Below are 21,615 nucleotides of genomic sequence, written 5' to 3'. Positions count from 1 at the left end.
ATACCGAGCCCCTGGACGCGGATCATCTGAACGACTTGCAGCTTGAAGCTCGCGTCAAAGACTCTTCGGGTTGATTTCGTCACGTTTACTGTCCAACTGATTTTCACCCATCGGAGTGTGCGAATTCATTAGACCAGGACACAGCTCTTCACCCGGCTGGTCAATATTGGCGACGTGCGCTCGCTGGCTACCCATCCCGCGTCCACCACGCACCGCCAGCTCAACCCGGCCGAGCTGGCCAAGGCGGGTGTGGGCGAAGACACGGTGCGCCTGTCGGTGGGCATCGAGCACATCGACGACCTGTTGGCCGACCTCGACCAAGCGCTGGACGCGGTGTGATTGGAAATTTATAAGAAATATGTCTCTAGCGCAGGTGCTATCTGCGCAGGCAGCTCTTTATTTAATAGCAAACCCCATTTTTATGACCACCCTCCATGCATTGCCCGATCCGTCGCTGGACCAGCTGTTCCGCACAGCCCGCACGGTCCATGCCTTTCAGCCCGTGCCGGTCACCGATGGCACCATCCACCAGCTGTACGAACTGCTCAAGTGGGGCCCTACGGCTTTCAATGCCCAGCCCGCGCGCTATGTGTTTATGCGCGGTGCCGAGGCCAAAGCCAAGCTACTACCGGCCGTGTCCTCGGGCAACCGGGCACAGACCGCAGCGGCAGGTGTCACGGTGATCGTGGCGCAAGACCCGCAGTTCTACGAGCACCTGCCCAGCCAGTTCCCGGCCTACAACGCCAAGCCCATGTTCGAGGCCAACGTCCAGGCCGCCGAATCCACGGCCTTCCGCAACGCCAGCCTGCAAGGGGCTTACCTGATCCTGGCAGCGCGGGCTTTGGGACTGGACGTGGGTGCGCAGTCGGGCTTCGATGCGGCAGCCGTGAACCAGGCCTTCTTTCCCGATGGCCGCTGGCAAGCCAATTTTCTGGTCAACCTGGGTGTGGCCGACCACCAGGCCACCCACCCGCGCGGGCCCCGTCTAGCGTTTGACGAAGTCGCCCAAATCGTCTGAATTTCTATTTTTTTAAACCACCAGGAGTATTCCTATGACCATCCAAGCCATCAACGTCCGCAACCAGTTCCGCGGCAAGATCAAAGAAATCATCCGCGGCGACGTGGTCTCTGAAATCGACGTCGAAACCCCCTGGGGCATCGTCACCTCGGTCATCACCACCCGCTCGGTCAATGACCTGGAGCTGAAGATCGGCAGCGAAGTGGTCGCTTTGGTGAAGTCCACCGAAGTGTCGATTGCCAAACTCTGAGGACCGGCGCTGCCACGACATGATTGCATTGCACAACATCCACCAGACCTACCCCAGCCCACAAGGCCCGGTGCAGGCATTGCAGGGTATCGACCTGCAGATCCAGGCGGGTGAAATTTTCGGGGTGATCGGGCGCAGCGGCGCGGGCAAAAGCTCGTTGGTGCGCGTGATCAACCTGTTGAACCGCCCCTCGCAGGGCCAGGTCCGGGTCGACGGGCAGGACCTGACGGCGCTGGGTACCGCCGCGCTGCGCGCCGCCCGGCACCAGATCGGCATGGTCTTCCAGCACTTCAACCTGCTCTCCAGTCGCACGATTTTTGACAACGTGGCGCTGCCACTGGAGCTGACCGGCACCCGGCCCGCGATCATCAAGGCGCGGGTCGATGACCTGCTGGAGCTGGTCGGGCTGTCGGCCCTGCGCGACCGCTACCCGGCGCAGATCAGCGGCGGGCAAAAGCAGCGTGTGGGCATTGCCCGGGCGCTGGCCAGCAACCCCAAAGTTTTACTCTCGGACGAGGCCACCTCGGCCCTCGACCCCGAAACCACCCGCTCCATCCTGGGTCTGCTGCGCCAGATCAACCGCGACTTCGGCCTGACCATCGTGCTCATCACCCACCAGATGCAGGTCATCAAGCAGGTGGCCGACCGGGTGGCCGTGATCGATGCAGGCCGCATCGTGGAGCAGGGCGCGGTGATCGACGTGTTCACCCGCCCGCAACACGCCACCACCCGCAGCCTGGTGGCCGAGATCGTGCCGCAGGATTTGCCCGACAGCGTGCTGGCGCGCATCCGCGGCCTGATGGCCACCGAGCCCGCCCACCGCGGGCAACTGCTGCGGCTGGCGTTTGCCGGTGGCGATGCCGACCGGCCGGTGCTGTCGGACGTGATCCGCCGCTTCGGGCTGGACCTGAACATCTTGCACGGCCAGGTGGACGAGATCCAGGGCCAACCGTTTGGTTCGCTGGCCGTCCATGTGCGCGGTGCACGCGAGCAACTGGTAGCGGCGGTAGCGCATCTGCGCCACGCCGGTGTCCAAGTACAGGAGGTCGCCCATGTTTAGTCATTACTCACCCCCAGGCTACGCACTGCCCCGGGCTCGGCTTGAAAAGCCGAGAACGCAAGTCTTCGCCACCCCCTTGCAGGGGGCAATACCAATGGCCCGGCAAAGCCGGGGCCAGCATCCCTGGGACTGCACGTCCAGTCTGAATCAGCGGCGGAGTAGTTGCCATGTTTGATACTTTCACTCCTCAACTTATTGAGCTGTTTGCGTCTTCTTTCTGGGAGACGCTGGTGATGGTGGGCATCTCGGGAGTGGTGGGCGCGCTGATCGGCGTGCCGCTGGGTGTGTTTCTGCGCCTCACCGATGCGGGTGGCGTGCTGCATAAACCGGCACTGAACCGCACGGTGGGCGGCATCGTCAACGCGCTGCGTTCCACACCTTTCATCATCCTGCTGGTGGCCATCATTCCGCTCACCCGGCTGCTGACAGGTTCGTCCATCGGCACGATGGCGGCCGTGGTGCCCCTGTCCATTTCTGCTGCGCCCTTCATCGCCCGGCTGGTGGAAACCGCGCTGCGCGAGGTGGACCACGGCCTGGTCGAAGCGGCACAGGCCATGGGTGCCAGTACCCGGCAGATCGTCTTCAAGATCTTGCTGCCCGAAGCCCTGCCGGGCATCGTGGCCGGTTTGACCATCACCCTGGTGAGCCTGACCGGTTATTCGGCCATGGCCGGTGCGATTGGTGGCGGTGGCCTGGGCGACCTGGGGATCCACTACGGCTACCAGCGCTTTCTGCCCGAGGTGATGCTGGCCGTGGTGCTGGTGCTGATTGTCTTCGTGCAGGCCGTACAAAGCCTGGGCGACTGGCTGGTGCGCCGCCTAAGCCATAGGTAAGTGGTTCTATTTTCCAGAAATTTTTCTATGTACAAACGCACATTCCTCCACTCCACCTTGTCCCTGGCTTTGCTGGCCGCGCTGTCGGGCAGCGTGTGGGCGCAAGACAAGCCTTTGAAGATCGGCGTGACCGCCGGGCCACACGCCCAGATCTTCGAGCAGGTCAAAAAGATCGTCGAAAAAGACGGACTGAAAATCCAGATCGTTGAGTTCAGCGACTACGTGCAGCCCAACGCCGCCCTGGCTGCGGGCGACCTGGATGCCAACAGCTACCAGCACAAGCCCTACCTGGACCAACAGGTGAAGGACCGGGGCTACAAGATCGTGCCGGTGGGCTACACCGTCAACTTCCCCATCGGCATCTACTCCAAGAAGGTCAAGAGCCTGGCAGACCTGAAGGAGGGGGCACGTGTCGGCATCCCCAACGACCCGACCAACGGCGGCCGTGTGCTGCTGGTGTTCCAAGACAAGGGCTTGGTCAAGCTGCGCCCCGAGGCGGGCCTGAAAGCCACGCCGCTGGACGTGGTCGACAACCCCAAAAAGATCAAGTTTGTGGAAGTGGACGCGGCCCAATTGGCCCGCACGCTGGACGATCTGGATGCCTCGGCCGTCAACACCAACTACGCGCTGTCCGCCGGGCTCAACCCCAAAGACGCCATTGCCCAGGAAAGCGCCAAGAGCCCCTATGTGAACGTGCTCGCCGTACGCGACCAGGACAAAGACAAGCCCTGGGTAGCCAAGCTGGTGGCGGCCTACCACTCGGACGAAGTCCGCAAGTACATCCAGAGACCGAGTTCAAGGGCGCGGTGCTGGCGGGGTTTTGAGGGTAGGTCTATTTTTTATATAAAAAAGGCTTCTTGCGTAAATTACACCTACGCAAGTAGCTCTTTATTTGATAGCGTTCAGGCGGTGATGGGAAAACCGGTGTCAAACGTCTCCCGCACATCCAGCCGCTGTTTGAGCAGTCCCGCCTCCAGGTAGAAGTCGGCCGTGCGCTGCTGGTCGGCCAGTACGGGTGCGTCGATGGCCTGCCAGCGGGTTTGGCGGCGTTCGAACTGCAGGCGGGCGGCATCGGCGGGGATGCCGATGATGCGGGCCAGGCTGGCGCTGAATTCGGCCGGGTGCTGGGTGGCCTAGGTCTGGGCGCGCACCAGGCGCTGGTGGATGTCTTTCAGCGCAGCACGCTTGTCGCGCAGGGCGTTGTCGGTGGCGGCCAGAAAGCTCAGGCCGGTGGACAGGCCGCGCCCGTTCACCAGCACACGGGCATGGCCGCCGGTTTCGGCCAGCGCGGTGTACGGTTCCCAGGTGGCCCAGGCATCGACCGAGCCCTGGGTCAGGGCCAGTTTGGCATCCGGTGGGGCCAGAAAGCGCAGGTTGATGTCGTCGGGCTTCAGGCCCACCGAGGCCAGGGCTTTGAGCGTGACGAAGTGGCCGATGGAGCCGCGGTTGGTGGCCACGCTTTTGCCTTTCAGGCTGCTGGCATCTTTGAGTGGCGAGTTAGGGGCTACCAGCACCGCCGTGCCATACGCATCGGACCGGTTCGCGGCAAAGGCCTTGACGCGGCTGCCTGCGGCCAGGGTGAACAGCAGGGGGGCATCGCCGATGGGGCCGAAGTCCACCGCGTCGGCGTTCAGCGCCTCGGCCAGCGGCGCGGCCGCCGGGGATTCGGTCCACTGGATGTCGTAGGGCAGGGTTTTGAGCTCGCCTGCGGCATCCAGCAGGGCACGCAGGCCGCCTTTTTGGTCGCCCGCGCGCAGCAGCACCTTGGTTTGGCTGTGGCCGAGTACGGGGGAAAGGAAGGCCGCAGCCGACAGGAATTGTTGGAAGGTACGTCTTTGCATGGTGTGGAGGGTGTCGTTAAGAAATCAGGATCTGGCGGCCTGCGGCAATGCGGGCGCTGTCGTCTTGTGGGGTGTGGATGCGCCCGCACAGCACATCGCGCAGGTGGCGTTGCAGCGGGTGGTGGCGCGACAGGCCGTGGTTGCCGGCCAGCGACAGGGCGGCTTCCACCGCCTGCACGGCGTGGTTGGTCAGCAGGGATTTGAGGAGGCCGCTGTCGGTGGCGGATACCGGCGTGCCCGTGTCCACGTCGCGCGCGGCGCGGGCGATGCCGGTGTACAGCGCGCCCAGCAGCACCGCCATGTCGGCCTGCAATCCGGCATCCACGCCGCCCCATGCCTGGGGTTCGCGCAGGTCGATGGCGTTGTCCAGATCGACCAGCACATCGTCAAACACCACGTCGTGGCTGCCACTGGCGCGCAGGCCCAGGTGGTCCCAGGTTTCCACGATGCGGGTGCCGGGCAGACCGGCGGGCACCCGCAGCGTGCCGACACGTGGCGCGGGCTCGTCGGTACGCACCCATACCGCGTACCAGCGCAGGATGGGCGCGCCAGTGGAATACAGCTTGTGGCCCGATACGCGCCAGCCGTCGGGGGTCCAGCGCGCGGTGGTGCTGGGCAGGCCACCGCGGGCAGGCGAACCCAGCTCGGGCTCGACCCGCAAGGCGTTGATGAGCGACACGCTGCTGACCGATTCGCGCACCAGCCGCTCGGCCAGGTGAGGTGGCCAGGTGCGGCCCGCCTTGCTGGTCTGGCCCATGCTGCGGTGCTGGATGTACTGCATCACCAGCACCAGGGCGGTGGCCGGGCAGCCGTAGCCCACCGCGCCAATCACTTCGCCCAGCTGCGCCAGCGTGGCCCCCTGGCCACCCAGGTGGCGCGGCGCGGCCAGGGCCAGCAGACCGGCCTGTTGGAGTTCGGCGAAGTTGTCGAACGGAAAGCTGGCATCGCGGTCGTGGGCATAGGCCCGGGCCGCGAACTCCACGGCCAGGGTGCGGGCCAACTGGCCGGGGTTGAGCGAGGCATTCATGACAACCCCACTCAGGCGGCTTTGCGCGCCAGGTGCTCCGCCTGCTGCTCGCGCTCCGCTAAACGCTCGGCGCTGGCGGCCGAAGTAGCAGCCAAGGCCGGGCTGACGCGCGTCTTCAACGTGCTCGAAGGTTTTGAAGGCGAGATCGACGGCCAGCAGCACCGCGGTGGCGCGGATGGCTGGCGCTTCCACAGCCTGCCGTGGGTGCAAGACTGATGGCTACGCCGGTTTTTGACATCGGGCATGTGGTGCAGGCTTTGCACGGCGTGCGGGCTGAGTGGCGCGCGGCGCAAGGGCGATCCACCGAGCCCGGTGGCCGTGAGTTTCCGTTGCGCAACGCGCTGGCGGGTATTGTCGAATCGCTTAAGGGCGTACTGTTTCCCATGCGCCTGGGTCCGGTGGACCTGCGCCAGGAAAGCGAAGATTTCTACGTGGGTTACACGCTGGATGCAGCCCTACATGGTCTGCTGGCCCAGGTGCGGCTGGAGCTGCGCCTAGTGGAGGACGTGCCGGTAGGCACCCAGCCGACCCAGGTGGTGCAGCAGTTTGCCCAGGCCTTGCCCGGCATCCGCCGCCTGCTCGACAGCGATGTGCTGGCCGCCTTCCATGGCGATCCGGCAGCGCGTAGTGTGGACGAGGTGCTGCTGTGCTACCCCGGCATTCTGGCCATGCTGCACCACCGCCTCGCCCACCAGCTGTACCGCCAGGGCCTGCCGCTGCTGGCGCGCATTGTGGCCGAGCTGGCGCACAGCGCCACCGGCATAGATATCCACCCCGGTGCAAGCATCGGCCCAGGCTTTTTCATCGACCACGGCACAGGCGTGGTGATCGGCGAGACCGCGCGCATCGGCCAGCGGGTGCGTATCTACCAGAACGTCACGCTGGGGGCCAAGCGCTTCAGTACCGATGCCCAGGGCCACCTGGAAAAAGGCCAGCCGCGCCACCCCATCGTGGAAGACGACGTAGTTATCTACGCCGGGGCCACCGTGCTGGGCCGGGTGACGCTGGGGCAGGGCGCGAGCATCGGCGGCAATGTGTGGCTGACCCACGATGTGGCACCGGGGGCCCATGTGACCCAGGCCACCTCGCGCCAGGAGCCGCGGCCTGCAGCGCCCACATCGTCCACACCGTCGGAACCTGTGCCTGCATGAGTGCGATTGTGGAGAGCCTGGGTGTGGTGGTGCGCCAGTTGCGTGAAGCCCAGGGCTGGTCGCAGGAGCAACTGGCCGAGCACTCGGACCTGAACCGATCCTACGTGGGCGAAATCGAGCGCGGGCGGGCCATTGCGTCCATCGTCACCGCCGACAAGCTGGCCCGCGCGCTTGGGGTTTCGCTGTCGGTGTTGCTGGCGCATTGCGACCAGTTCGCCCAGCGGCGCACCGCCCAACGCATCTATTTGGCGGCTATAGCATGTTGAAAGATGCCTCCAGGCACCAGACACTGCGGGCCGTTCTGACCTCTTGAACGCGGCGCGCAAAGTTCCATCGGCCGCGCGCCGCCCCCATCCGTTTTCTTTTCTTTTAATCCCAGGGAGTTTTCCATGAGCAGCCAAATCACCACCCTCGGCGACAGCGCCGCACGCTAGTTAGCCAACGCGACCAAGACCGCGCCCCAACTAGAAACCATTTCGCCCCGTTGGCACACGCACCTGCTGCAGTGGGTGCCAGTCGAGGCGGGCATTTACCGCCTGAACAAGGTGAAGAACCCCGAGTCCATTAAGGTCACCTGCACCGCCCGCCAGACCGAGAACCAGCTGCCCCGCACCTTTGTGGACTATGAAGAGCAGCCACGCGAATACTTCCTGAACGCGGTCAGCACCATCCTGGACGTGCACACCCGCATCTCTGACCTGTACAGCAGCCCGCACGACCAGATCAAGGAGCAACTGCGCCTGACCATCGAGACCATCAAGGAGAACCAGGAAAGCGAGCTGATCAACAACCCGGACTACGGCCTGCTGGCTCAGGTGACCGACGAGCAGCGCATCTTCCCGCTGACCGGCGCGCCCACGCCAGACGACCTGGACGAGCTGCTGACCAAGGTATGGAAAGAGCCCGCCTTCTTCCTGGCACACCCGCTGGCCATCGCCGCTTTTGGCCGCGAAGCCACCCGCCGCGGCACGCCGCCGCCCACCGTGAGCCTGTTTGGTTCGCAGTTCATCACCTGGCGCGGTGTGCCGCTGATCCCCTCGGACAAAGTACCGGTGGCCGACGGTAAGAGCAAGATTTTGCTGCTGCGCGTAGGCGACAAGCGCCAGGGTGTCGTCGGCCTGTTCCAGCCCGGCCTGCCCGGTGAGCAAGCGCCCGGCCTGTCGGTGCGCTTCATGGCCATCAACGACCAGGCGATTGCCTCCTACCTGATCTCGCTGTATTGCTTGCTGGCGGTGCTGACCACCGACGCGCTGGCCGTGCTGGACGACGTGGAAATCGACAAGTACCACGACTATACCGACACCTACAAGTAAGCCATGGCGAACTTTCCACAACCCAACTTGCCAGCGGGCTTGCCCGACCCGGCGGCGTTGGCGGCCATGGCCAGTGCACTGTTCCAGGCCCTGCCTGGTTCGGCAGCGCCGGGGGCACAGTTCCCGGCCAACATCGCGCCACCGGGTTCGCCGCTGTCCAGCCCGGCGGGCTTTGGCCCCAACGTGCCCGGCACGCCGATTCCGCAGGGGCAGATCCCTGGCACGAATCTGCTGCCTGCGTCGCCCAGCCAGGTGCTGAACCTGGGCAACCGCGCCCCCGCGCAGCTGCCCCACGCCCAGGCCGGTAACGGCGTGCCCGACACCGCAATCAGCGCTGTGCCCGGCTACGATTCGCGCGTGGGCGGCGTGCTGCAAGGCGTGCCGGAAGCCGCCGGTGCGGGCTCACCGTTTTACTTTGTGGCGGAAAAACTGGGGCCACCGCAAGGGAGCCCTGCGCCCTCCAGCCTCGATGCCCTGAGCAGCCAACCGTTCCAGTCGCCCGCCGTGCCCACGGCCAGTGCCTCCAAAGCTCCGCCCGTGCCGCAAAGCACGCCCGCGTTCTACTTTGTGGATGCCGTCACGCTGCCCAACGGCTATGTGACACCGGCCACGCCCGGCGCGCGCCCGTCCGCCGATGCGGTGCCTGCCTACCAGGGTGGTGCCCATCCCGCGTTCGACGTGCATGCCGTGCGCCGTGACTTCCCCATCCTGCAGGAGCGGGTAAAAGGCAAGCAACTGGTGTGGTTTGACAACGCGGCCACCCCGCACAAGCCGCAATCGGTAATCGACCGCATCGCCTACTTTTACGCGCATGAAAACTCCAATATCCACCGCGCCGCCCATGACCTGGCTGCCCGCGCCACCGATGCCTACGAAGGCGCACGGGAGCGGGTGAAAAAGTTCATCAACGCGCCAGACGTGAACGAAGTGATCTTTGTGCGCGGCACCACCGAGGCCATCAACCTGGTGGCCAAGAGCTGGGGCGGCCAGCACGTGGGCGAGGGCGACGAAATAATAGTCAGCCACCTGGAACACCACGCCAACATCGTGCCCTGGCAGCAGCTGGCTGCCGCCAAAGGTGCCAAGCTGCGCGTGATCCCGGTGGACGATTCGGGCCAGGTGCTGCTGGACGAGTACCGCAAGCTGCTCAATGACCGCACCAAGATTTTGGCCGTGACCCAGGTCTCCAACGCCCTGGGCACCGTGGTTCCGGTGAAGGAAATCGTCGCGTTGGCCCACCGTGCCGGTGCCAAGGCGCTGGTGGACGGCGCGCAATCCATCTCGCACATGCGGGTGGACGTGCAAGACATCGGGGCCGACTTCTTCGTCTTCTCGGGCCATAAGGTCTTTGGTCCCACCGGTATCGGCGTGGTCTGGGGCAAGCGCGAGGTGCTGGAAGACATGCCTCCGTGGCAGGGCGGCGGCAACATGATTGCCGACGTGACCTTTGAGAAAACCGTGTTCCAGCCTATCCCGAACAAGTTCGAGGCGGGTACTGGCAATATCGCCGACGCGGTAGGCCTGGGCGCGGCCATCGACTACGTGAACAAGGTGGGTATCGAGAACATCGCCCGCTACGAACACGAGCTGGTGGTCTACGGCATGCAAGCCTTGGGTGCCATCCCCGGCGTGCGTCTGGTTGGCACGGCGGCAGACAAGGCCAGCGTCATGTCCTTTGTGCTGGCCGGTTACAGCACCGAAGAAGTGGGCAAGGCGCTGAACGAGGAGGGCATTGCGGTGCGCACCGGCCACCATTGCGCCCAACCCATCCTGCGCCGCATGGGCGTGGAGACCACCGTGCGCCCTTCGCTGGCGTTCTACAACACCTTTGCCGAGATCGACCAGATGGTGGCGGTGGTGAAGCGCCTGGCTTCCGCACGGCGGAACTGAAGTAAGGGCTAGTAGTATCAAATTAAGAGCTGCTAGTGCAGGTGTTATCTGCGCTAGCGGCTCTTTTTTTATAAATTTCCGCATGGCTGGCATAGACTTTTTAGCTGTGAGTTCATGCGCATAAACAAACCACGATTCCGTCGTTTGAATCTGCAGCCATCTTGCCCACAATCCGGGCCATGACTACGCCCCGTATCCTCATCATCCCCGGCTGGCGCAACTCCGGCCCTGGCCATTGGCAAAGCCTGTGGGCTGAGCAGTTTGCCGGGGTGGAGCGGGTGGACCAGGACGACTGGATCACCCCGTCCCGCGCTGCCTGGATCACCTCCATCAGCCACGCCATCCTGGCCCGCCCTGGCCCGGTGGTGGTGGTGGCCCACAGCCTGGGCTGCATAGCAGCCACGCATTTGCCGCCCGAGGCGGTGGAGCGCATCCATGGGGCTTTGCTGGTGGCTCCAGCCGACCCGGAGCGCCGGGCCGTACTGAGCGACTTCGCCCCCGTGCCCTACGCCCGGTTGCCCTACCGCAGCGTGCTGGTGGCCAGCAGCAACGACCCGTATTGCCCGGTGCGGCTGGCCGGGGCCTGCGCGCGCGCTTGGGGCAGCGAGCTGGTGCGCATGCCAGATGCCGGGCACATCAATATTGCGTCTGGCCACGGCGACTGGCCGCTGGGCTTGGCTTTGCTGGCTTCATTGACAGGACAGGCCCTACAACCCAAGGAGGCGCTGGCAACTGCGGTTTAATTGGGGGCTGCTTTGTCCTTAGGAATCCCATGTTGCTCGATGCCTCCGAATCCCAGCTGGTGCTGGTCGATTACCAAACCCGCCTGCTGCCCGCCATTTTTGACAGCGCGACCGTCGTCGCCAACGCCCTGCGGCTGGCGCAGGCCGCCGACTTGCTGGACGTACCCACCTGGGGCACCGAGCAAAACCCGTCCAAGCTGGGCGAGAACCCGCCCGAGCTGCGCGCCTTGTGCCGCAACACCCTGAGCAAGATGCAGTTCAGCGGCGTGGAAGAGGGCCTGGGCGAATGGCTGCGCCCGCCCGCCAAACCGGTGCAGGGCAATGCCCGCAGCCTGCCCAAGCATCTGCAAAAGTCCAGCGCCGGGGAAGAGCGCAACACCATCGTTATTGCGGGCCTGGAGGCCCACATCTGCCTGCTGCAGACCGCACTCGATTTGCTGGAAGACGAGTTCGAGGTCTGGGTGGTCACCGATGCCTGCAGTTCGCGCACCGAGCGCAACCGCGACGCGGCGTTTGACCGCCTGGCCGGGGCGGGTGCCGAGCTGGTGACCACCGAGATGGTGCTGTTCGAGTGGCTGCGCACCGCCGAGCATGCCGATTTCAAGGCCATCCAGGCTTTGGTGAAGTAAGTTCAAGCGTTGTTTTACCTGCACCACACGCGGATTTAAATAAAAACAGGCTCCAGCGCATATTCCATCTGCGCTGGTAGCTATCAAAATAATAACGTTTACCTGTTCTTTGCCCGTAACTCGGCGGTTCCCACACGCAATGGGTAGATAATCCACACCGAACTAGGCCCTTCCTGCCACAGTCGCATCCGCCAACCGGTCCAGCCGTGTCGCGGAAGGTTAATTAAACCCAGCTTTAACCAGCTTATGTTTCCTTCAGGGAAACGGAGGTCAGCGGAATATGAGTGATCCAGTGTCTTCGGTGTACAACGCCTATCAAGGCAACACCTATCTCTTCGGCGGCAATGCGCCCTATGTCGAAGAGCTTTACGAAAACTACCTGAACAATCCCGGCAGCGTGCCCGACAACTGGCGCGACTACTTTGACGCGCTCCAGAATGTGCCCGCCGTGGACGGCAGCAACGCCAAAGACGTGCCGCACCTGCCGGTGGTCAATGCCTTTGCCGAACGCGCCAAGCAAGGCCAGACCAAGGTCGTGGTGGCCAGCGCCGACTCCGAAATGGGCCGCAAGCGCACCGCTGTACAGCAGCTGATCGCCGCCTACCGCAACGTCGGTGTGCGCTGGGCCGATCTGGACCCGCTGAAACGCACCGAACGCGAAAACATCCCTGAGCTGGACCCCGCGTTCTACGGCTTCACCGATGCCGACCAGGAAACCGTGTTCAACACCAGCAACACGTTCTTCGGCAAAGAAACCATGTCGCTGCGCGACCTGATGAACGCTTTGCGTGAAACCTACTGCGGCACCATTGGCGCCGAGTACATGTACACCAGCGACCAGGGCAAGAAGCGCTGGTGGCAACAAAAGCTGGAAAGCATCCGCAGCAAACCCAATTTCTCCAAAGAGAAAAAGCTCCACATTCTGGACCGCATCACGGCCGCTGAAGGCCTGGAGCGCTTCCTGCACACCAAGTTTGTCGGCCAAAAGCGCTTCTCGCTCGAAGGCGGCGAAAGCTTTATCGCCTCGATGGACGAACTGATCCAGACCGGCGGCACCAAGGGCCTGCAGGAAATCGTCATCGGTATGGCCCACCGTGGCCGTTTGAACGTGCTGGTCAACTCGCTGGGCAAAGTACCTGCCGACCTGTTCGCCGAATTCGACCACACCGCCCCCGAAGACCTGCCTTCTGGCGACGTGAAATACCACCAGGGCTTCAGCTCCGACGTATCCACCCCTGGCGGCCCGGTGCATTTGACGCTGGCCTTCAACCCATCGCACCTGGAAATCGTCAACCCCGTGGTTGAAGGCTCGGTGCGTTCGCGCATGGACCGCCGCGCCGACCCGCTGGGCAAGCAGGTGCTGCCCGTGCTGGTGCACGGCGACGCGGCCTTTGCCGGCCAAGGCGTGGTGATGGAAACCCTGGCGCTGGCCGAAACCCGTGGCTACTTCACGGGCGGTACGGTGCACATCGTGATCAACAACCAGATTGGCTTCACCACCAGCGACCCGCGCGACAGCCGCTCCACGCTGTACTGCTCCGACGTGGTCAAGATGATCGAAGCACCGGTGCTGCACGTCAACGGTGACGATCCCGAAGCCGTGGTGCTGGCCACACAAATCGCGCTGGACTACCGTATGGAGTTCCAACGTGACGTGGTGGTGGACATCATCTGCTTCCGCAAACTCGGCCACAACGAGCAAGACACCCCGGCCATGACCCAGCCGCTGATGTACCGCAAGATTGCCAAGCACCCCGGTACCCGCAAGCTGTACGCCGACAAGCTGACCGCTCAGGGCATGGGCGAGACGCTGGGCGACGACATGGTCAAGGCCATGCGCGCGGCACTCGATGCTGGTATCAACACCTTCAACCCGGTCATCACCAACTTCAAGAGCAAGTACGCGGTCGATTGGTCACCGTACCTGAACCGCAAGTGGACCGACGCAGGCGACACCGCCATTCCTCTGGCCGAGTGGAAACGTCTGGCCGAGAAGATGACGGCCATTCCCGCCAACATCACCCCCCACCCCCTGGTGAAAAAGGTCTACGACGACCGCGCCGCGATGGGCCGGGGTGACATTCCGGTGGACTGGGGCATGGGCGAGCACATGGCTTTTGCGTCTCTGGTGGCCAGCGGCTACCCGGTGCGTTTGAGCGGTGAAGACTGCGGCCGTGGCACCTTTACCCATCGCCATGCTGTCATCCATGACCAGGACCGTGAAAAGTTCGATGAAGGCACCTACACCCCGTTGCAAAACGTGGCCGACGGCCAGGCACCGTTCACCGTGATCGACTCCATCCTGTCCGAAGAAGCCGTGCTAGCGTTCGAATACGGCTACGCGTCGAACGACCCGAACACCTTCGTGATCTGGGAAGCCCAGTTTGGCGATTTCGCCAACGGTGCCCAGGTGGTGATCGACCAGTTCATTGCTTCCGGCGAAGTCAAGTGGGGTCGTGTCAACGGCATTACTTTGATGCTGCCGCACGGCTACGAAGGTCAGGGCCCCGAGCACAGCTCGGCCCGCCTGGAGCGCTTCATGCAACTGAGCGCCGACACCAATATGCAAGTGGTGCAGCCCACCACTGCCAGCCAGATCTTCCACCTGTTGCGCCGCCAGATGGTGCGCAACCTGCGCAAGCCGCTGGTCATCATGACGCCCAAGTCGCTGCTGCGCGCCAAGGATGCGGCGTCTCCCTTGAGCGAGTTCACCAAGGGTGGTTTCCAAACCGTCATTCCGGAGAACAAGGATGTCAAGGCGGACAAGGTCAAGCGCATCGTCGCCTGCTCGGGCAAGGTCTATTACGACCTGGCCAAGAAGCGCGAAGAAAAGGGCGCGGACGACGTGGTGATCTTGCGCGTGGAACAGCTCTACCCGTTCCCGCACAAGGCCTTTGCCGCCGAAGTCAAAAAGTACCCCAACGTGACCGAAATGGTCTGGTGCCAGGACGAGCCGCAAAACCAGGGCGCCTGGTTCTTCGTGCAGCACTACCTGCATGAAAACATGGTCGAAGGCCAGAAGCTGGGTTACTCGGGCCGCGCGGCCTCGGCATCCCCTGCAGCCGGTTACTCGCACCTGCACCAGGAGCAGCAGAAGTCGCTGGTAGACGGCGCCTTCGGCAAGCTCAAAGGCTTTGTCTTGACAAAATAAATCGGCTGCATCCGCCACTGCACCGTGCTGCAGTGGCCGCGCCCCCCGTTGGAAGATTTGGAGAATATTAAATGGCTATCGTAGAAGTGAAGGTTCCGCAACTGTCCGAGTCCGTGGCGGAAGCCACCCTGTTGCAGTGGAAGAAAAAAGTTGGCGACGCAGTGGCCATCGACGAAATTTTGATCGAAGTCGAGACCGACAAAGTCGTGCTGGAAGTGCCCGCACCCGCCGCAGGTGTCATCACCGAGCTGCTGATGGGCGACGGCAGCACCGTGCTGGCCGAGCAACTGATTGCCCGTATCGATACTGAAGCCAAGGCCGGTGCTGCGGCACCCGTGCCCGGTTCCGTGGCGGCGGCTGCGGCTACTGTGGCCGCGGCTACGGCACCTGCTCCCGCCCCTGCGGCGGCCAGCACCTCGATGGCCGGTGTGCCCATGCCTGCCGCCGCCAAGCTCATGGCCGACAACGCTCTGGCTGCCGGTTCGGTGGCTGGTTCCGGCAAAGATGGCCGCGTCACCAAGGGTGATGTGCTGGCCGCTGTGGCCGCTCCCAAAGTGACGGCTTCGGTGATCCCTACCGGCGTACCCACCAAGTCGCTGGCCCAGGTGGCTACCGTGGCTCCGGACCTGGGCGACCGCCCCGAGCAGCGCGTGCCCATGAGCCGCTTGCGCGCCCGTGTGGCCGAGCGTCTGCTGCAATCGCAATCCACCAATGCCATCCTGACCACGTTCAACGAGATCAATATGGCCCCGGTGATGGACATGCGCAAGCGTTTCCAGGAGAAGTTCGAAAAAGAACACGGCTGCAAGCTGGGCTTCATGAGCTTCTTCGTCAAGGCCGCGGTGCACGCGCTGAAGAAGTTCCCGGTGCTGAACGCCAGCGTAGACGGCAACGACATCGTCTACCACGGCTACTTTGACATCGGTATCGCCGTGGGCTCGCCCCGTGGCCTGGTGGTGCCCATTTTGCGCAACGCCGACCAGATGAGCTTTGCCGACATCGAGAAGAAGATTGCCGAATTTGGCAAGAAGGCATCCGAAGGCAAGCTGGGCATGGACGACATGACCGGCGGCACCTTCTCCATCTCCAACGGTGGCACCTTCGGCTCCATGCTGTCCACGCCCATCATCAACCCACCACAATCGGCAATTTTGGGCATCCATGCCACCAAGGACCGCGCCGTAGTCGAAAACGGCCAGGTCGTGGTGCGCCCGATGAACTACTTCGCCATGAGCTATGACCACCGCATCATCGACGGCCGCGAAGCCGTGCTGGGCTTGGTTGCCATGAAGGAAGCGCTCGAAGACCCAGCCCGCCTGTTGTTTGACATCTAAGGAGACGCAGCATGTCCAAACAATTTGACGTGATCGTTATCGGCGGCGGCCCCGGTGGCTACATTGCCGCCATCCGCGCAGCCCAACTGGGCTTCAACGTGGCCTGTGTCGACGAGTGGAAGAACGCCAAGGGCGGCCCGGCACTGGGCGGCACCTGCACCAACGTCGGCTGCATCCCGTCCAAGGCGCTACTGCAGTCCAGCGAGCACTATGACCAGGCAGGTCACCACTTTGCCGACCACGGTATCGAGGTCAAAGGCCTGGGCCTGGACCTGGCCAAAATGGTGGCCCGCAAGGACACCGTGGTCAAGCAGAACAACGACGGCATCCAGTACCTGTTCAAGAAAAACAAGGTCACCTTCTTCCATGGCCGCGGCTCGTTCGTGGCAGCGGTAGACGGCGGCTATGCCATCAAGGTTGGCGAGGAATCGCTGGTCGGCAAGCACATCGTGATCGCCACCGGCTCCAACGCCCGCCCACTGCCCGGCACCCCGTTTGACGAGGAAACCATCCTGTCCAACGACGGCGCGCTGCGCATCGGTGCGGTGCCGAAGAAGCTGGGCCTGATCGGCTCCGGCGTGATCGGCCTGGAAATGGGTTCGGTCTGGCGCCGCCTGGGCTCTGAAGTCACCATCCTGGAAGGTCTGCCGACTTTCCTGGGCGCGGTGGACGAACAGATCGCCAAGGAAGCCAAAAAGGCCTTCGACAAGCAAGGCCTGAAGATCAACCTGGGCGTGAAGGTTGGCGAGATCAAGAAGTCCAAGAAGGGCGTGAGCATTGCCTACACCGATGCCAAGGGCGAAGCCCAGACGCTGGACGTGGACAAGCTCATCGTTTCCATTGGCCGCGTGCCCAACACCATCGGTTTGGATGTGGACACCATCGGCTTGCTGCTCGATGACCGCGGTGCCATCATTGTGGACGGTGACTGCAAAACCAATCTGGCCAATATCTGGGCCATTGGCGACGTGGTACGTGGCCCGATGTTGGCGCACAAGGCCGAGGAAGAAGGCGTGGCAGTGGCCGAGCGCATTGCCGGCCAGCACGGCCATGTCAACTTCAACACCGTGCCCTGGGTGATCTACACCAACCCCGAAATCGCCTGGGTCGGTCAGACCGAGCAGCAACTCAAAGCCGCGGGCAAGGCCTACAAGGCGGGTACCTTCCCATTCCTGGCCAATGGCCGGGCACGGGCTTTGGGCGACACCACCGGCATGGTGAAGATGCTGGCCGATGCCGTTACCGATGAAATCCTGGGCGTGCATATCGTCGGCCCGCAGGCCAGCGAACTGATCGCCGAGTGCGTGATGGCCATGGAATTCCGCGCCAGCGCCGAGGACATTGCCCGCATCTGCCACGCCCATCCTTCGTTGAGCGAATCCACCAAGGAAGCCGCTTTGGCGGTGGACAAGCGTACGCTGAACTTCTAGATGGGTGAGGACATGCGCAGTGTCCCTGTGCCGCCCTATGGGCATGCACAGGGACTTGCGTACATCCTGCAGTTTTAGAAGAAAATGGCTGCTAGCGTAGGTACTGCCTGCACTAGCAGCTATTTAATTTGTAGTAACGGGAGTTCTTTTCTTTGAGCGTTAAACAAGCCTATGAGGCCGAACTGGCCCAGCGCGGTTACACCGCCGACCCTGCTCAGTTGCGCGCCGTCGAGGCGCTCGAACGTTGCGCCACCGAGTGGGCTGCGTACAAAGAAAAGCGCTCCAACAGTTTCAAAAAGCTGATCTTTCGGCCCGAGATTCCGCGTGGCGTGTACATGTACGGCGGGGTAGGGCGGGGCAAGAGCTTTTTGATGGACTGTTTCTTCAACGCTGTGCCCTTGAAGCGCAAAACCCGGCTGCACTTCCATGAATTCATGCGCGAAGTGCACCGCGAGCTGGCCGACCTGCAGGGCACGGTGAACCCATTGGACGAGCTGGGCAAGCGCATGGCCAAGCGCTACCGGTTGATCTGTTTCGACGAATTCCATGTGGCCGACATCACCGACGCGATGATTCTGCACCGGCTGCTGGACGCGCTGTTTGCCAACGGCGTGGGCTTTGTCACCACCTCCAACTTCAAGCCCGACGACCTCTACCCCAATGGCCTGCACCGCGACCGCATCCTGCCCGCCATTGCGCTGCTGAATGAAAAGCTGGAAGTGCTGAGCGTGGACAACGGCACCGACTACCGGCAACGCACGCTGGAGCAGGTCAAGATTTACCACACGCCGCTGGGCCCGCAGGCCGATCTGGAGATGGCCGAGGCCTTCACCCGGCTGGCCGAAACCCAGGACGAAGACCCGGTGCTGCACATCGAAGCCCGCGAGATCCAGGCTCGGCGCAAGGCTGGTGGCGTGGTCTGGTTCGACTTCCAAACCCTGTGCGGCGGGCCACGATCGCAAAACGACTACCTGGAAATGGCCAGCCAGTTCCATACCGTGCTGCTGAGCAATGTGCCCGCGATGGGGGTCAACATGGCATCGCCCGCGCGGCGCTTTACCTGGCTGGTGGACGTGCTGTACGACCGCCGGGTCAAGCTCATCATGTCGGCCGCCGTGCCGCCTGAAGAGTTGTACACCGAAGGCCCGATGGCGCACGAGTTTCCGCGCACCGTGTCGCGCCTGCACGAGATGCAGTCGGCAGAATTTTTGGCGCTGGAACGGCGCATTGTGGACACCCATCTGACATGAAAAAATACCGGATAAGCCTGTTGTGCCTGCTGGCTGTGCTGGGCAGTGCCTCGGCGCTGGCACAAATCGCCGACGGCGGCCTGGAAGTCGCTGCCGAGCATGCCCGTATCAATGCCGAGCGCCAGCAGATTGAAAAGCGCTTTGCCGACGAGGAGGCGGGCTGCTTCCAGAAATTTGCCGTCAACGACTGCCGCGATGCCAGTCGCGCCCGCCGCCGGGTCGAGATGGCTGACTTGCGCCGCCAGGAAATCTCGCTCAACGACGCGGAGCGCAAACGCAAGGGCGCAGAGCAAATGCAGCGCATGGAGCAAAGTGCTGCCGCCAAAGACGAGCCACCGGCTGCCGTGGGCACCGCCACCCCGCGCGGTACCGGATCTACCCGCCCCCATGCGCTTACCGAGCCGCGCAAACCTTATGACCCGACTGAGGCCGCGAAGGCCCAGGCTGCGCGCAAAGCCACGGCCGACAACAAGGCCCGCAACCACCAGGAAAACCAAGCCACGCGCGCCCGCCGTGCAGCCGACGTAGCAGCCGCCAACGAACCCGCCCGCTACGCCAAAAAGCTGCAAGAAGCCGCCGACCACAAGGCCGAGACCGTCGAGCGCAATGCGGCCAAAACCAAGGCCAAATCCGCGCCCTTGCCGGAACCTGCGCCCTAAATACAAATGCTCCTATTTTTGTATTCAAAAATAGGAGCACCTAGCGTAAATTTTATTTACGCTAGAGGGCTATTTCATGCTTGAAAATAGCCCCTAAAACCTAAAGAAATCTACGGTAACTTTTCCAGTGCCCCGGTGGGTTCGGCCATGATGCGGGCGGTATCGCTCAGGTTGGGCAGGATGTGGTTGGCAAAGTAGCTGTTTTGCGTGTCGGGCTCCAGCGCGGCCAGCACCAGGTTGGCCAGGGGTTGGCCTAGCGGCACATAAAAACTCCCTTGCGGTGTATCGACCAAGCCGCGCACCAACTCCACCTCGGTCAGATTGACGGGCTGGGCATCGGCAATGCTGCCACGCACGTCTTGCCGCACACCGGTGCTGTGGCTGGTGGCGCGGTACAGGTCACCCAAAACAGTGCCAGCATCCACCACCCGCATGACTTGTACGCCCAATAGCTGCAGCCGGTCCACCGCAGCCGTGGACGCGGCCGATAGCCAGTAGCCACAGGGCCGGGTACGGGACTTCAGGGTTTGCAGCTCCAGCGCAGAATTCCAATCGACCGAGACCTTTTTATCGGCCCCAGTGCTGGGGTTGAGCATGGTTAGCTCGTACTGGGCGCTGGTGGGGCCTGCGGCCACGATGGCTTTGCTGCCTGTGCGACCACATGCTTGGCTGCTGACTTCGCGGTCGATATAGGAGCGCAGTTGGCCCAATTGCTCGGCGCGGGTGGCGGTGCTTTGCAGCATGCTGACCATGGCGGTGACCTGGGTGTGCACGCGGCGCTGGATATGCAGGCGGCCGATGCCGACCCCGCGGGTTTCGATCAGCATGCTGACGGTGTTTTTCAGGCCGTTGACGTTGCGCCCGGTGTCGGGCTCGGTGCCGCCCATGGACACCACGTGGTCGTCGATGTCGGTAGAGGTGGTGTAGTACCACTCGCTGGTCAGGCCCTGCGACTTGAGCGCAGAAACCACCGGGCGGCGGTACCACTCTTCGGATGCACGGGTCAAAAACTCGGGCATGTTGGCGGTCATGGCGTACTGCAGCAGGGCGTCAAATTTTTGGATCGCCGCAAACTTTTCCAGATAGCGGCCCACCACCGTGTACTCGTGCGCGTCTAGCACCACCGTGGGCTGGTAGTCGTGGCCCAGCTGGGCCAAGGCGCGGGCCTCGGGGCTGTTGAGCAGCAGGTGGTCGCGGTTCATGTCGATGCCGTTGGCAGTGACGCGCTGGTTGGCGGCGGCTCCGTCGGGGTTGGCACGCGGCACGATGAGCACGTTGATCTTGTCTAGTAGCGGCTCCAGCAGGCCCTGCGCCAGCTCGCGCGCCACCACCAGCGCGGCTTCGCTGCCGGCAGGTTCGTTGCCGTGCTGTTGCGCCACGATCAGCACCGTGGGCCGCCCGGTGGCGATCACCGTGGGCGCATCGGGACTGCTGGCGCGGGTCAGCAGCAGGGCTTCCAGGGGCACGCCCTGCTGCGACAGGCCGATGCGCAACACACTGGGGTGGACACCGCGGCTGGGTTTGTCGCTCAGGGTGGCCAGCCAATCGGCCACCTCGGTATTGCTGCTGAAACTGGTGCGCCCTGGCAGCAGGCCCGGCGTGCTGTAGGCGATGGCCGGGTCGGGGAAGCGTGCGGCTACGGCGGCGCTGTAGGGCGCGCTGTCCGGGGCGGCGGTATGGGATGCATCGGTTTCGGTGATGCTGGCACGGGCTACCGGCTGGGCGACAGCCGGGGTATCGGTAAGCGCTTGGGCCACAGGGGCTGCGGGCTTGGCCGCCACCGCAGGCCGGGGTGGCACCGCGGCGGCAGGATGCCAGGGCGGTAGCGGTGTCGAACTGCAGGCTGCAAGCGCCAGGACCGTGGCGGCGTTGGCCGCCTGCCGGAAGAGTTTCAAGGGCGTAGCGAGAGGATATGTGGGCCGTGGGCCGTTGCTGGAAACCATGGTGCGGATGCTCCTCCATCTTTGGGTTCCGACATGTTACCCGCGCCTTGGCAGCCGGTGGCTGACGGCGACGCTGAACAAGTCCCCGCGAGG

Annotated in this window: 16 protein-coding genes and 5 pseudogenes; 18 read left to right on the top strand and 3 right to left on the bottom strand. The window is 63.4% G+C overall.

Features of this window, described 5'->3' with window-relative positions; genetic code table 11:
- Window positions 1-141 precede the first annotated feature (141 nt).
- The 6 genes and pseudogenes from Q0T48_RS19865 to Q0T48_RS19840 all read left to right on the top strand — a co-directional run.
- Window positions 142-339 (top strand): annotated as a pseudogene (locus Q0T48_RS19865) (PLP-dependent transferase); the annotation flags it as partial.
- Window positions 340-421: 82 nt separating this feature from the next.
- Window positions 422-1,018, top strand: coding sequence for a malonic semialdehyde reductase (locus Q0T48_RS19860; protein WP_295960121.1), 597 nt, complete (start codon window positions 422-424; stop codon window positions 1,016-1,018).
- 34 nt (window positions 1,019-1,052) lie between these two features.
- Window positions 1,053-1,268 carry a molybdopterin-binding protein gene (locus tag Q0T48_RS19855; RefSeq protein WP_295960117.1) on the top strand — a complete coding sequence of 72 codons (216 nt, stop codon included), beginning with the start codon at window positions 1,053-1,055 and terminating at the stop codon, window positions 1,266-1,268.
- Between the two features lie 19 nt (window positions 1,269-1,287).
- Window positions 1,288-2,328: a methionine ABC transporter ATP-binding protein gene (locus tag Q0T48_RS19850; protein WP_295960114.1), complete on the top strand. Its 1,041-nt coding sequence runs from the start codon at window positions 1,288-1,290 to the stop codon at window positions 2,326-2,328.
- Window positions 2,329-2,495: 167 nt separating this feature from the next.
- Window positions 2,496-3,161 carry a methionine ABC transporter permease gene (locus Q0T48_RS19845; protein WP_295960112.1) on the top strand — a complete coding sequence of 222 codons (666 nt, stop codon included), beginning with the start codon at window positions 2,496-2,498 and terminating at the stop codon, window positions 3,159-3,161.
- Window positions 3,162-3,188: 27 nt separating this feature from the next.
- Window positions 3,189-3,985, top strand: a pseudogene (locus Q0T48_RS19840) (MetQ/NlpA family ABC transporter substrate-binding protein).
- A gap of 78 nt (window positions 3,986-4,063) precedes the next feature.
- Here Q0T48_RS19840 and Q0T48_RS19835 read toward each other — a convergent pair.
- Both Q0T48_RS19835 and Q0T48_RS19830 read right to left on the bottom strand, forming a co-directional pair.
- A pseudogene (locus Q0T48_RS19835) lies at window positions 4,064-5,002 on the bottom strand (ABC transporter substrate-binding protein).
- Between the two features lie 16 nt (window positions 5,003-5,018).
- Window positions 5,019-6,029, bottom strand: coding sequence for an acyl-CoA dehydrogenase family protein (locus Q0T48_RS19830; RefSeq protein WP_295960109.1), 1,011 nt, complete (start codon window positions 6,027-6,029; stop codon window positions 5,019-5,021).
- 51 nt (window positions 6,030-6,080) lie between these two features.
- Between Q0T48_RS19830 and Q0T48_RS19825 the strand changes: the two are divergent.
- The 12 genes and pseudogenes from Q0T48_RS19825 to Q0T48_RS19770 all read left to right on the top strand — a co-directional run.
- Window positions 6,081-6,245: pseudogene (locus Q0T48_RS19825) on the top strand (rhodanese-like domain-containing protein); the annotation flags it as partial.
- The gene (gene epsC, locus Q0T48_RS19820) at window positions 6,245-7,180 is read left to right on the top strand and encodes a serine O-acetyltransferase EpsC (RefSeq protein ID WP_295960107.1); all 936 of its coding nucleotides are present in this window, start codon (window positions 6,245-6,247) and stop codon (window positions 7,178-7,180) included. The pseudogene Q0T48_RS19825 and the gene epsC, both read left to right, overlap by 1 nt.
- Entirely contained in the window at window positions 7,177-7,446 is a 270-nt protein-coding gene (locus Q0T48_RS19815) for a helix-turn-helix transcriptional regulator (protein ID WP_295960104.1), read from the top strand. Before epsC ends, Q0T48_RS19815 begins: the two co-directional genes overlap by 4 nt.
- 123 nt (window positions 7,447-7,569) lie before the next feature.
- Window positions 7,570-8,493, top strand: a pseudogene (locus Q0T48_RS19810) (family 2A encapsulin nanocompartment shell protein).
- A gap of 3 nt (window positions 8,494-8,496) precedes the next feature.
- On the top strand, window positions 8,497-10,383 hold the full coding sequence (locus tag Q0T48_RS19805) for a family 2A encapsulin nanocompartment cargo protein cysteine desulfurase (protein ID WP_295960102.1): 1,887 nt from the start codon (window positions 8,497-8,499) through the stop codon (window positions 10,381-10,383).
- 179 nt (window positions 10,384-10,562) lie between these two features.
- A complete protein-coding gene (locus Q0T48_RS19800) occupies window positions 10,563-11,126 on the top strand; it encodes an alpha/beta fold hydrolase (RefSeq protein WP_295960099.1) in 564 nt (187 codons plus the stop codon).
- A 29-nt stretch (window positions 11,127-11,155) separates the two neighbouring features.
- Window positions 11,156-11,755 carry an isochorismatase family protein gene (locus Q0T48_RS19795; protein WP_295960096.1) on the top strand — a complete coding sequence of 200 codons (600 nt, stop codon included), beginning with the start codon at window positions 11,156-11,158 and terminating at the stop codon, window positions 11,753-11,755.
- A gap of 280 nt (window positions 11,756-12,035) precedes the next feature.
- Window positions 12,036-14,906: a 2-oxoglutarate dehydrogenase E1 component gene (locus Q0T48_RS19790; RefSeq protein ID WP_295960093.1), complete on the top strand. Its 2,871-nt coding sequence runs from the start codon at window positions 12,036-12,038 to the stop codon at window positions 14,904-14,906.
- 71 nt (window positions 14,907-14,977) lie between these two features.
- Complete coding sequence (gene odhB / locus Q0T48_RS19785; RefSeq protein ID WP_295960091.1) at window positions 14,978-16,240, top strand: 2-oxoglutarate dehydrogenase complex dihydrolipoyllysine-residue succinyltransferase; 1,263 nt, start codon at window positions 14,978-14,980, stop codon at window positions 16,238-16,240.
- Between the two features lie 11 nt (window positions 16,241-16,251).
- The gene (lpdA, locus tag Q0T48_RS19780) at window positions 16,252-17,670 is read left to right on the top strand and encodes a dihydrolipoyl dehydrogenase (protein ID WP_295960088.1); all 1,419 of its coding nucleotides are present in this window, start codon (window positions 16,252-16,254) and stop codon (window positions 17,668-17,670) included.
- A gap of 152 nt (window positions 17,671-17,822) precedes the next feature.
- Window positions 17,823-18,920 (top strand): cell division protein ZapE, encoded by a 1,098-nt coding sequence (gene zapE, locus Q0T48_RS19775; RefSeq protein ID WP_295960085.1) that lies wholly within the window; start codon window positions 17,823-17,825, stop codon window positions 18,918-18,920.
- A complete protein-coding gene (locus Q0T48_RS19770; protein ID WP_295960082.1) occupies window positions 18,917-19,579 on the top strand; it encodes a hypothetical protein in 663 nt (220 codons plus the stop codon). The genes zapE and Q0T48_RS19770 overlap by 4 nt, the downstream gene beginning before the upstream one ends.
- 110 nt (window positions 19,580-19,689) lie before the next feature.
- Here the strand turns inward: Q0T48_RS19770 and Q0T48_RS19765 are convergent, their stop codons facing one another.
- Window positions 19,690-21,522: a M14 family metallopeptidase gene (locus Q0T48_RS19765; protein WP_295960080.1), complete on the bottom strand. Its 1,833-nt coding sequence runs from the start codon at window positions 21,520-21,522 to the stop codon at window positions 19,690-19,692.
- Window positions 21,523-21,615 lie beyond the last annotated feature (93 nt).

This window comes from Rhodoferax sp. (assembly GCF_025354435.1).
Lineage (GTDB): Bacteria > Pseudomonadota > Gammaproteobacteria > Burkholderiales > Burkholderiaceae_C > Rhodoferax_B.
Note: the sequence above shows the minus strand (reverse complement) of the source record. Positions and strands in the feature narration are given on the sequence as shown.

Coding starts and splice junctions, on each gene's coding strand:
- Q0T48_RS19860 (WP_295960121.1), top strand. CDS start 422: ATGACCACCCTCCATGCATTGCCCGATCCGTCGCTGGACCAGCTGTTC.
- Q0T48_RS19855 (WP_295960117.1), top strand. CDS start 1,053: ATGACCATCCAAGCCATCAACGTCCGCAACCAGTTCCGCGGCAAGATC.
- Q0T48_RS19850 (WP_295960114.1), top strand. CDS start 1,288: ATGATTGCATTGCACAACATCCACCAGACCTACCCCAGCCCACAAGGC.
- Q0T48_RS19845 (WP_295960112.1), top strand. CDS start 2,496: ATGTTTGATACTTTCACTCCTCAACTTATTGAGCTGTTTGCGTCTTCT.
- Q0T48_RS19830 (WP_295960109.1), bottom strand. CDS start 6,029: ATGAATGCCTCGCTCAACCCCGGCCAGTTGGCCCGCACCCTGGCCGTG.
- epsC (WP_295960107.1), top strand. CDS start 6,245: ATGGCTACGCCGGTTTTTGACATCGGGCATGTGGTGCAGGCTTTGCAC.
- Q0T48_RS19815 (WP_295960104.1), top strand. CDS start 7,177: ATGAGTGCGATTGTGGAGAGCCTGGGTGTGGTGGTGCGCCAGTTGCGT.
- Q0T48_RS19805 (WP_295960102.1), top strand. CDS start 8,497: ATGGCGAACTTTCCACAACCCAACTTGCCAGCGGGCTTGCCCGACCCG.
- Q0T48_RS19800 (WP_295960099.1), top strand. CDS start 10,563: ATGACTACGCCCCGTATCCTCATCATCCCCGGCTGGCGCAACTCCGGC.
- Q0T48_RS19795 (WP_295960096.1), top strand. CDS start 11,156: ATGTTGCTCGATGCCTCCGAATCCCAGCTGGTGCTGGTCGATTACCAA.
- Q0T48_RS19790 (WP_295960093.1), top strand. CDS start 12,036: ATGAGTGATCCAGTGTCTTCGGTGTACAACGCCTATCAAGGCAACACC.
- odhB (WP_295960091.1), top strand. CDS start 14,978: ATGGCTATCGTAGAAGTGAAGGTTCCGCAACTGTCCGAGTCCGTGGCG.
- lpdA (WP_295960088.1), top strand. CDS start 16,252: ATGTCCAAACAATTTGACGTGATCGTTATCGGCGGCGGCCCCGGTGGC.
- Q0T48_RS19770 (WP_295960082.1), top strand. CDS start 18,917: ATGAAAAAATACCGGATAAGCCTGTTGTGCCTGCTGGCTGTGCTGGGC.
- Q0T48_RS19765 (WP_295960080.1), bottom strand. CDS start 21,522: ATGGTTTCCAGCAACGGCCCACGGCCCACATATCCTCTCGCTACGCCC.